The 9,715-nt window shown below is 73.9% G+C and carries 9 protein-coding genes and 2 tRNA genes; 9 read left to right on the top strand and 2 right to left on the bottom strand.

The genetic code is table 11. From position 1 onward, the window contains the following. The 4 genes from PYV61_RS14505 to PYV61_RS14490 all read left to right on the top strand — a co-directional run. Positions 1-183, top strand: a 183-nt coding sequence (locus PYV61_RS14505; protein WP_275832752.1) for a hypothetical protein, incomplete at its 5' end; no start/stop codon positions are given. Between the two features lie 20 nt (positions 184-203). Beyond that, positions 204-737: an acyl-CoA thioesterase gene (locus PYV61_RS14500; RefSeq protein ID WP_275832750.1), complete on the top strand. Its 534-nt coding sequence runs from the start codon at positions 204-206 to the stop codon at positions 735-737. A 2-nt stretch (positions 738-739) separates the two neighbouring features. After that, on the top strand, positions 740-1,219 hold the full coding sequence (locus tag PYV61_RS14495; RefSeq protein ID WP_275832747.1) for a DUF2203 domain-containing protein: 480 nt from the start codon (positions 740-742) through the stop codon (positions 1,217-1,219). Beyond that, the gene (locus tag PYV61_RS14490; RefSeq protein WP_275832745.1) at positions 1,216-1,527 is read left to right on the top strand and encodes a hypothetical protein; all 312 of its coding nucleotides are present in this window, start codon (positions 1,216-1,218) and stop codon (positions 1,525-1,527) included. Before PYV61_RS14495 ends, PYV61_RS14490 begins: the two co-directional genes overlap by 4 nt. A gap of 122 nt (positions 1,528-1,649) precedes the next feature. Here PYV61_RS14490 and rnz read toward each other — a convergent pair whose 3' ends face one another. After that, complete coding sequence (gene rnz / locus PYV61_RS14485) at positions 1,650-2,573, bottom strand: ribonuclease Z (protein ID WP_275832744.1); 924 nt, start codon at positions 2,571-2,573, stop codon at positions 1,650-1,652. A 286-nt stretch (positions 2,574-2,859) separates the two neighbouring features. Between rnz and PYV61_RS14480 the strand changes: the two genes are divergently transcribed. The 3 genes from PYV61_RS14480 to PYV61_RS14470 all read left to right on the top strand — a co-directional run bounded on the left by PYV61_RS14480 (position 2,860) and on the right by PYV61_RS14470 (position 4,662). Continuing rightward, on the top strand, positions 2,860-3,702 hold the full coding sequence (locus tag PYV61_RS14480) for an SDR family oxidoreductase (RefSeq protein WP_345785240.1): 843 nt from the start codon (positions 2,860-2,862) through the stop codon (positions 3,700-3,702). 203 nt (positions 3,703-3,905) lie between these two features. After that, on the top strand, positions 3,906-4,325 hold the full coding sequence (locus PYV61_RS14475; RefSeq protein WP_275832740.1) for a KGG domain-containing protein: 420 nt from the start codon (positions 3,906-3,908) through the stop codon (positions 4,323-4,325). A 264-nt stretch (positions 4,326-4,589) separates the two neighbouring features. Then, positions 4,590-4,662: transfer RNA gene (locus tag PYV61_RS14470), tRNA-Ala, on the top strand. A 155-nt stretch (positions 4,663-4,817) separates the two neighbouring features. On the opposite strand, the gene PYV61_RS14465 is transcribed toward PYV61_RS14470, so the two are convergent. Further along, positions 4,818-6,149 carry a hypothetical protein gene (locus PYV61_RS14465; protein WP_275832738.1) on the bottom strand — a complete coding sequence of 444 codons (1,332 nt, stop codon included), beginning with the start codon at positions 6,147-6,149 and terminating at the stop codon, positions 4,818-4,820. 90 nt (positions 6,150-6,239) lie between these two features. On the opposite strand from PYV61_RS14465, the gene PYV61_RS14460 reads away from it, so the two are divergent. After that, a tRNA-Gln gene (locus PYV61_RS14460) sits at positions 6,240-6,312 on the top strand. Between the two features lie 142 nt (positions 6,313-6,454). Next, complete coding sequence (locus tag PYV61_RS14455; RefSeq protein WP_275832736.1) at positions 6,455-9,634, top strand: efflux RND transporter permease subunit; 3,180 nt, start codon at positions 6,455-6,457, stop codon at positions 9,632-9,634. Positions 9,635-9,715 lie beyond the last annotated feature (81 nt).

The raw sequence follows: 9,715 nt of genomic DNA, 5'->3' as shown, positions 1-9,715 counted from the left end.
GCCGGCGCGCGCGGGGCCGTGGCCGTCGGCGAGGTGACCGGCCCGGTGCACCAGCTGCTCGCGCTCCCGCGCGCCCGCGCGGGCGACGGCGCGCGCCGTGCGCTGCGCCGCGCCTTCGACGAGAGCGCGTTCTACGACGACGTCACGACGAGCGTCGCGTGGCGGCGCGGCGCGCCGCGCTGACCGACACCCCCGACCCCGCGATGCCCTTGTTCACCCCGCGCACGCCGCGCGAGAGCCGGCACGAGACGTCGGCCCTCATGATGCCCGAGCACGCGAACAACCTGGGGCACGTGTTCGGCGGCGTGATCCTCTCGATGATGGACACCGCCGCCGCGGTCGCGGCCTTCCGCCACGCGCGCAACAATTGCGTGACGGTGAGCATCGACCGCGTCGACTTCCGCGAGCCGATCCACGTCGGCGACCTGGTGGTGATGAAGGCCAGCGTCAACTACGTGGGGCGCACCTCGATGGAGGTGGGCGTGCGCGTCGAGGCGGAGGAGCTCACGACCGGGCGCCGCCGCCACACCAACTCGTGCTACCTCACCTTCGTCGCCGTCGACCGCAACGGCCGCCCGATCGAGGTCCCGCCGCTGCACGCCGAGACGCCGGAGGAGGTGCGGCGCTACGACGCGGCGAAGGAGCGCCGCCGCCTCCGCCTCGAGGAGCGCAACGCCGAGCAGCAGCGCCTCGACGGCGAGGCGGCCGCCGAGGCCCCCGCCACCCCGACCCCCTGACCGTGCCGGATCGACCCGAGCCGGACCGACCCGACGTCCCGGACGTCCCCGTCGCGGAGCGCCTCTACACCGTCGACGCGGCGAACGCGACGCTCCCCTTCGTGCGCCGCGTCGCCGAGGACCTGGTGCGCGACTACGCGCGCTGGCGCGCCCGCGTGCGCGCCATCGAGGTGGCCCGCCGCGCCCCGTCGTCGGCGCTCCCGGCGCCCACCGCGCGCCGGCTGCAGCGCGAGACGCAGGCGCTCGCCGCCGACATCCAGACCTCGCTCGGCGAGCTCGCGCTGCTCGGGGTGCAGTGCAAGTCGCTCGAGGACGGGCTGATCGACTTCCCCACGGTGGTCGACGGCGCGCCGGCGTTCCTGTGCTGGCGCCCGGGGGAGGCCGACGTGTCGTGGTGGCACCGGCGCGACGCGGGCTTCGGCGGCCGCCAGCCGATCGCCGGCGCCCTCGTCTCGGCCGCCGCGGTCGGGGGGGACGCATGAAGCGCTGGAGGCTCGGGCTGCAGGACCTCGCCCGCGGCGCCTTCCGCGCGCCCGACGGCACGCGCTGGGACGTCGAGGTGCGCGCCCCCGGCGCGTCCAACGCGATGGTCGTCTTCCAGCACCCAGACCCGCTGTCGCGCCAGGACCGCTACGCTTGGTACGTCACCGACGGCCCCGAGGCCCGCTCCGTGACCGCGCGCCTGAGCGCCGAGGCGGTGCTGCGCCAGCTCGACGAGCGTGCGCTCGCGCGGCTGTTCCGGAAGTCGATGCCGGTGGACAGTCGGGTTCCGCGGTTCGAGCCGGGCTGACGTCCCGAGAGCGGGAGTTGTGACTGCGGGAGTCATCACTGCGGGAGTCGTGACGGCGCAGTGCGCTCTTCCGACTCCCGCTCCTTCGGCTCCCGCAGTCACGACTCCCGCCTCTTGGGGGTTCAGGCCTCCCGATACGGCACCTCGATCTCCGTCCCGTCCCGCGCGATGACGGTCTCCGGAAACAGCTGCCTCGCCTGCGCCTCCAGCTCCCGGGCGTCGCGCGAGTAGCGCGCCGAGATGTGCGTGAGCACCAGCCGCCGCACCTCGGCGACGCGGGCGACCTGCGCGGCCTCGCGGGCGGTGGAGTGGCCGGTCTCGCGGGCGCGGTCCGCCTCGTCGTCGGCGAAGGTGGCCTCGTGGACCAGCAGGTCGGCGCCGCGCGCCGCGTCGACGGTGGCGGCGCAGGGGCGCGTGTCGCCGGTGATGACGACCGTGCGGCCGGGGCGCGTGGGGCCGACGAGCGTCGCCGGGTCGACGGTGCGGCCGTCGTCGAGCGTGATCGTCTCGCCGCGGTGCAGGCGCCCCCACAGGGGGCCCTCGGGGATCCCCAGCTCGCGCGCCAGCTCGGGGTTGAAGCGCCCGCGCCGCTCGGGCTCCACGATCGCGTAGCCGACGGCGCTGCTCCCCGGGTGCTCGACCTCGAACGGGACGATCGCGTACTCGTCGCGGCGGATCGGGGTCCCCGGCTCGACCTCCGCGACGTCGACGGGGAAGGCGAGGCGGTCGCCGCCGAAGGCGAGGGCCTGGCGCAGCTGGCGCGCCGATCCGCGGGGTCCCCACAGCCGCAGCGGCTCGGTGCGCCCCCCCAATTGCAGCGTGCGTGTGAGCCCGATCACACCCAGCACATGGTCGGTGTGCATGTGGGTGAACAGGATGTCGCCGAGCGCGAACGAGACGCCGTAGCGCATCATCTGGCGCTGCGTCCCCTCGCCGCAGTCGAACAGCAGCGTCTCGCCCTCGCGCGTCGCGGCGAGGCCGGAGACGTTGCGCTCCACCGTGGGACGCGAGGCGGCGGTGCCGAGGAAGCGGAGGGTCAGCGACATGGGGGCGAATCTAAACACGCCCGGCGGCCGCCCATCGGACGGCGTGACGCCCGCGGCGCGGCGCGGCGGCGTGCCGGGGGCGGACGGCTCCGTACACTGGCGGCGTCGCGGCGCGACTCGTGCGCACCCCGCCGCCCTCGACGCGCGCCGGCCTCCCGCCGGGCGCGCCCCCGACCGTCCGTCCGAGCGTCACGAGGGAGTCCCGATGTCCGCCGCACCCGACGACACCCCGAAGCAGTCCGCGCGCGTGCGCCCCGAGGACCGCGTCGACCTGTACCCGGCGCAGATGCCCGCGCAGCACCAGGAGGAGCCGGGGCTCGAGGCCGACCTGCGCCTGCGCCCGCAGTACGAGGCGCCCGCGTACCGGGCGGCGGGGAAGCTGACGGGGAAGCGGGCGCTGATCACCGGCGGCGACTCGGGGATCGGGCGCGCGGTGGCGGTGCTGTACGCGCGCGAGGGCGCCGACGTCGCGATCGTCTACCTGCCGCAGGAGCAGCGCGACGCCGACGAGACGCGGCGCGCGGTGGAGGCCGAGGGGCGCCGCTGCGTGGCGATCGCCGGCGACGTGACCGACGCGGCGTTCTGCCGCGAGGCCGTCGAGCGCACGGTGCGCGAGCTCGGGGGGCTGGACGTGCTGGTGAACAACGCCGCGCACCAGAAGGACACCGAGAGCATCGCCGACATCTCGGACGAGGCGTTCGAGCGCACCTTCCGCACGAACATCTTCGCCTACTTCTGGTTCGCGAAGGCCGCGCTGCCGCACCTCAAGCCCGGCGCGGCGATCATCAACACCGGCTCGATCACCGGGTTGGAGGGGAGCAAGACGCTGCTGGACTACTCGGCGACGAAGGGCGCGATCCATGCCTTCACGAAGAGTCTGGCGCAACAGCTCGTGGAGAAGAAGATTCGCGTGAACTGCGTGGCGCCGGGGCCCGTGTGGACCCCGCTCAATCCGCAGTCGAAGCCCGCCGACCAGGTGGCGGCGTTCGGGCAGGACACGCCGATGAAGCGGCCGGCGCAGCCCGAGGAGATGGCGCCCGCGTACGTGTTCTTCGCGTCGCTGGCCGACTCCAGCTACATCACCGGCGAGGTGCTCACGCTCCTGGGAGGCGAGACCACCGCGGGGTGACGGAAGGTGCGGGTCGGACGCAGGCGGCCTCGACTGATCGCCGCACGAGGCTGCCAACGGCCCGTTGTTTGCTCGGCAGCGGCGGGCACGCACGCACGTCAAGGCTGGGCACGCAGGTGACAGGCGGCGGAGTCCTGCTCCGCGGCGGCACAGGGGGTGTGGCCGTCGGAGCGAAGATCCGGAGACGAGTGGAGGGAACCACCATGGCCGGCAATCCGAACGGCAGCACCAACGGGAACGGGGGCAAGAGCAAGCGCGGCTTCGCCTCGATGGATCCGAATCGGCAGCGCGAGATCGCCAGCAAGGGCGGGCGCGCGGCGCACGCGAAGGGGACGGCCCACGAGTGGTCGTCGGACGAGGCCCGCGTGGCCGGCCAGAAGGGCGGGATCGCGGTGAGCCGCGACCGCGCGCACATGGCCGCCATCGGCCGCGAGGGGGGCGAGTCGCGCAGCCGCGCGAGCCGCCTGGCGCGCGAGCAGGGGCGCGGGATGTCGTCCGACCGCGAGATGCAGCGTCCGGTCACCCGCGAGGGCGGCATGTCGCTCGACCGCGGGGCCTCGTCGTCGAGCGGGATGACGCGGCAGAGCAGCAGCGAGACGACCCGCGGCGCCGACCCGCGCTGACCCGCACGGCGGGGCGCGGGCGCGCGTTGGCGCCGGGTGCCGAGCGGGCATCCGGCGCCGCGCGGCGCGACCGGGTGGCGCGACCGGAGCGGGGCGGGTGTGACGTCCGGCCGGTCCGCGCGTCATCCTGGCAACCGGTCGCCACGTCGCGGCCGGGCGACACCGGCCGCCTCCGTGGCGTGCTTGACACGGTCGGTCTTGCCGCTAGTTTTCTCCTCGTCGGTTCGGCCCCGGCGACCAGTCGCGGGGCCGTTTTCGATCTACGGGGCTGTAGCTCAGCTGGGAGAGCGCACCGTTCGCATCGGTGAGGTCAGGGGTTCGATCCCCCTCAGCTCCATAAAAGGCACGACGGATCGCCGGTACGAAGGTTGCGATCCAAAGCAATACACGCTGCCCGCCGCTGTTCGGTAGGACGGAGAGTTCCAATGACGGCGCGCGTGGCTAGCGTCCAGTGTTGAGGGGTCGGCGACCAGCGGTCGCCGACCCCTCGCGTCATTCCGGCCCCGCCGCCCCTGGCTCCCCGCTGGCGACCAGCGTCGCCCCCAGGTCGGCCCGCATCGCATAGAGCGCCTCCGCCAGGAACCGGTTCTCCTCCACCTCGGCGCGGCCGGAGAAGTCGTCCATCGCGCGGAAGCCCAGCCCGCCGATCCAGCGGACGATCGCGCTCTCCTTGACCGCGACGTCGAAGCGGCGGACCAGGAGCGTCTGCGAGACGTCGCTGTCGCGGAGCGCCAGCCGCAGCAGCATCCCCTCGCCCTCGAACGGGCGGTTGAGGGTGCCGCTCATGAGGTGGCGCACGCCGAGGGGGATGTGCCACTCGGGGGCCTTGCGCCAGCGGATCGCCCAGCCGCGCTCGTGGGCGCCGCGGATCGCGGTCATCTCGCCGGCGAGCTTGTCCATGCCGACGTCCCAGATCATGTAGTCGATCCGGCTGTCGGTGCGGAACTGGAGGGTGTCGGGCATCGGCCGGGCGGGGCCGTCGAGCGCCAGCAGCTCGCCGTCGGCGCGGGCACGCAGGCGGACGGTGAGGACGTCCTCCCGGAGCGTCAGCGTGAGCCAGCGGGCCGGTCCGCCGCGCGCGTCGGCGAGGGCGAGCGAGAACTTGGACGGGTGCACCCACTTCTGGACGTACTGGGCGAACGCCGGCATCGTCGCCTTGAGCCGGTTCGGCTCGAAGCGGGCGCGCAGCTCGACCAGACGCGACCCGTCGGCGAGCGGGGTGCTCCTCGCCTCCTCGAGGGTCAGGAGGCGCCCCAGCGCGGCGGCGGTACGGGGGAGGCCGGCGCGGAGCACGGGGCGGAGGTCGGCCTGCGGGCGGGCGAGGGCGGCGATCCCGCCGGTCATCGCCGCGGCGACCTCGTGCGCCCGCGCGCGTCCCACGGCGTGCTCGACCGCGGTGTTCCACTGCCAGGCGCCGTCGCCCAGCGAGTGCAGGCGCATCACGTGGCGCGCGTCGCCCGGGCGGTCGGGCGAGGGGACGCCGGAGGCGGCGCGGAAGAGATAGCGCTGCCCGTCGGACGACCCGTCGAGCTCGAGCGTGCGCGCGTCGCCCCCCTGGCTGGTCCAGACCGCCGAGTCGCCCCAGAGGCGCGAGGGGGAGAGGGCGTGGCGGGCGAGCTTGCCGCGCGCGGTGGTGAACTTCGGGTTCCGCTGCACGTTGACGAAGCGCACCGCGAGGCCGCCGAAGAAGTCGTCCACGTGCGTGCGCGCGGCGGCGGCGGCCGGCCCGAAGGCGCGGGCGGCGCCGTCGCAGCCGGTGCCCGCGAGGGCGGCGGCGGCGAGCGTGACGAGGACGGCGCGGGGCGTCGGGCGGCGGATCGGCAAGGCGTGGGGCGGGGCGCGAGGGGTTGCACGCGTTCTTGGGGCCGGGTACAATACTAGCCCACGCGCCTGCTGTTCCGGCCGCGTGCGTACTGCCCCTTGGTGTAACTGGCAACACGTCTGACTCTGGATCAGAAGAGTCCTGGTTCGAGCCCAGGAGGGGCAACTCCAAGCCCGGCAAGCACCCAGGTGCTGCCGGGCTTCGTTGCGTCCGCCCCCGGCGTTTCGACCGCCGTCTAACGCTGGCGCCGCCTCGCGCGTAGGCTCCGGAGTCGTCCGCACCACCCGACCCGGAGTCGTCGTCCCCCATGTGGATCGTCCGGCTGGCGCTCCGCCGCCCGTACACGTTCGTCGTCGGCGCGCTCCTCGTCGTCATCTTCGGGGTGCTGTCGCTGGTGCGCACCCCCACCGACATCTTCCCCGAGATCGACATCCCCGTCGTCTCGGTGATCTGGCAGTACAACGGGCTCCCGCCCGAGGAGATGGAGCGGCGCATCGCCACCGTCTCCGAGCGGGCGATGACGACGACCGTCAACGACATCGAGCACATCGAGTCGCAGTCGGTCCCCGGGATCACCGTCATCAAGGTCTTCTTCCACCCCGGGGCGAAGATCGAGTCGGCGGTGGCGCAGCTGTCGGCGATCTCGACGACCGTCACGCGCACGATGCCGCCGGGGGCGCAGCCGCCGTTCATCCTGCGCTTCAACGCCTCGAACGTGCCGGTGCTCCAGGCGTCGCTGTCCAGCGAGACGCTGAGCGAGCAGGAGCTGTACGACCTCGGCACCAACGGGATCCGCACCCGCCTGGCGACGGTGCAGGGGGCCAGCGTGCCGCAGCCGTACGGCGGGCGCGCGCGCCTCATCAACGTCGACCTCGACCCGCAGGCGCTGCACGCGCGCGGCGTCTCGCCGTCGGACGTCAGCAACGCGATCAACGCGCAGAACCTCGTCCTCCCCTCGGGCACCGCCAAGATCGGGGACCGCGAGTACTTCGTGCGCATGAACGGCAGCCCCGAGGCGGTCGCCGCCCTCAACGACCTGCCGATCCGGACGGTCAACGGCGTCGTCGTGCGCATCCGCGACGTCGCGTACGTGCGCGACGGCTACGGGGTCCAGACCAACATCGTGCGCCGCGACGGGAAGCGGGGCGCGCTCATCACGGTGCTCAAGGCCGGCGGCGCGTCGACGATCGACGTCGTGGACCGGGTGAAGGCGGCGCTCCCGCCGATCCTCGCCACGCTCCCGCCGACGCTCAAGGTCGAGCTGCTGGCCGACCAGTCGCGGTTCGTGAAGGGGGCGCTGGAGGGGGTGCTGCACGAGGCGGTGATCGCGGCCTGCCTCACGGCGGCGATGATCCTCCTCTTCCTCGGCTCCTGGCGCTCGACGCTGATCGTCGCCCTGTCGATCCCGCTCTCCATCCTCTGCTCGGTCATCGTCCTCTCGGCGCTCGGCCAGACGATGAACGTGATGACGCTCGGCGGGCTGGCGCTGGCGGTCGGCGTGCTGGTCGACGACGCCACCGTCGGGATCGAGAACATCCACCGCCACCTGCACGACGGGAAGGACGTCGAGGACGCGATCCTCGACGGCGCGCAGCAGATCGCGGTGCCGACGCTGGTCTCGACGCTCGCCATCTGCATCGTCTTCGTCCCGGTGTTCTTCCTCGGCGGCGCCGCCGGGTCGCTGTTCGCGCCGCTGGCGATGGCCGTCGTGTTCGCGATGCTGGCGTCGTACGTCATCTCGCGGACGCTGGTGCCGACGCTGGTGAAGTACGCGCTGGAGTACGAGGCGCGCCGCCGCGGCGGGCCGGGGCCGATCGAGCGCGTGCACCTGCGCTTCGACGCCGCCTTCGAGCGGATGCGCGCCCGCTACCGCGACGCGCTGACGCGCGCCCTGGCCCGCCGCGCGCGCGTCGCCGGCTGGTTCGCGGCCGGGGCGCTGGCGTCGTGCCTCCTCATCCCGTTCCTCGGCCAGAACTTCTTCCCCGCCGTGGACGCCGGGCAGCTCCGCCTGCACCTGCGCATGCCGCCGGGGACGCGCGTCGAGGAGACGGAGCGGGTGGTCGCCGACGTGGAGCGCACGATCCGGCGGGTGATCCCGGCCAACGAGCTGGCGACGATCCTCGACAACGTCGGCATCTCGGGCGCCGGCGGGTCGAACCTCGCCTACAGCGACAACCCGACCATCGGCGCGGGCGACGCCGACATCCTGATCTCGCTCAGCGAGGAGCGGACGCGCGGGGTCGAGGACTACCGGCGCGAGCTGCGCCGGGTGCTGCGCGCCGAGTACCCGCAGGTGACGCTGTTCTTCCAGGCGGCCGACATCGTCGGGCAGATCCTGAACTTCGGGCTCCCGGCGCCGATCGACGTGCAGGTGGTCGGCAACGACCGCGCGGGGAACCTCAAGGTCGCGCGCACGATCGAGCAGCGGCTGAAGACGATCCCCGGCGCGGTGGACGTGCGGCTGCACCAGGTGGTGAACGCCCCCGAGCTGTTCTTCACCGTCGACCGCGACCGCGCGACCGCGCTGGCCATGACCGAGCGCGACGTCGCCGGCAACGTGCTGGTGTCGCTGGCGTCGAGCGGGCAGACGGCGCCCAACTTCTGGCTCAACCCGCAGAACGGGGTGCAGTACCAGGTCTCGGTGCAGACGCCGCAGTACCGCGTCGCGTCGGTGGCCGACATCGGCGCCACGCCGATCCTCCCCGCCTCGGGCGCCGGCGCGCCGCAGCTGCTCGACAACCTGGCCCAGGTGACGCGCCGCGCCGGGCTGGCGGTGGTCAACCACTACAACGTGCAGCCGGTGTACGACGTGTTCGCCGGCGTGCAGGACCGCGACCTCGGCGGCGTGGCGCGCGACGTCGACCGCGTGCTCGACGAGATCCGCCCGACGCTCCCGCGCGGCAGCACGCTGGTGATGCGCGGGCAGGTGGCCAGCATGCGGCAGGCGTTCACGGGGCTCGGCTACGGGCTCGCGCTGGCCGTGCTGCTCGTCTACCTGCTGATGGTCGTGAACTTCCAGTCGTGGCTCGACCCGCTGATCATCGCCACCGCGCTCCCGGGCGCGCTGGCCGGGATCGCGTGGGCGCTCTACGTCACGCAGACGCCGCTCTCGGTCCCGGCGCTCATGGGGGCGATCATGAGCATCGGGGTGGCGACGGCGAACGGCATCCTCGTCGTGTCGTTCGCCAACGAGCGGCACGCGGCGGGGCTGTCGGCGCGCGACGCCGCGCTCGACGCCGGGTACACGCGCCTCCGCCCGGTGCTCATGACCGCGACGGCAATGGTGCTCGGCATGCTCCCGATGGCGCTCGGCCTCGGCGAGGCCGGGGAGCAGAACGCCCCGCTCGGGCGCGCGGTGATCGGCGGGCTCGCGTTCGCGACGCTCGCCACCCTGTTCGTCGTCCCCGTCGCCTACGCGGCCCTCAAGGGGCGCCGCGCGGCGGCGCCCGCCACCCGCGACACGCACCCCCGGGAGCTCGCCGCATGACCACGTTCGACGCCCACGCCCCGCGCCCGACGCAGCCCCCCGCGCGCGGCGGCGCCGGCGGGCTCGCGATCGGCGCCGGCG

It is taken from the genome of Roseisolibacter sp. H3M3-2 (assembly GCF_029211165.1).
Lineage (GTDB): Bacteria > Gemmatimonadota > Gemmatimonadetes > Gemmatimonadales > Gemmatimonadaceae > Roseisolibacter.
This window is presented reverse-complemented; position numbering and strand designations above follow the sequence as displayed.

What these genes read in the sequence shown, in the direction of transcription:
- PYV61_RS14500 (WP_275832750.1), top strand. Translation starts at nt 204, where the DNA reads ATGCCCTTGTTCACCCCGCGCACGCCGCGCGAGAGCCGGCACGAGACG.
- PYV61_RS14490 (WP_275832745.1), top strand. Translation starts at nt 1,216, where the DNA reads ATGAAGCGCTGGAGGCTCGGGCTGCAGGACCTCGCCCGCGGCGCCTTC.
- rnz (WP_275832744.1), bottom strand. Translation starts at nt 2,573, where the DNA reads ATGTCGCTGACCCTCCGCTTCCTCGGCACCGCCGCCTCGCGTCCCACG.
- PYV61_RS14480 (WP_345785240.1), top strand. Translation starts at nt 2,860, where the DNA reads ATGCCCGCGCAGCACCAGGAGGAGCCGGGGCTCGAGGCCGACCTGCGC.
- PYV61_RS14475 (WP_275832740.1), top strand. Translation starts at nt 3,906, where the DNA reads ATGGCCGGCAATCCGAACGGCAGCACCAACGGGAACGGGGGCAAGAGC.
- PYV61_RS14455 (WP_275832736.1), top strand. Translation starts at nt 6,455, where the DNA reads ATGTGGATCGTCCGGCTGGCGCTCCGCCGCCCGTACACGTTCGTCGTC.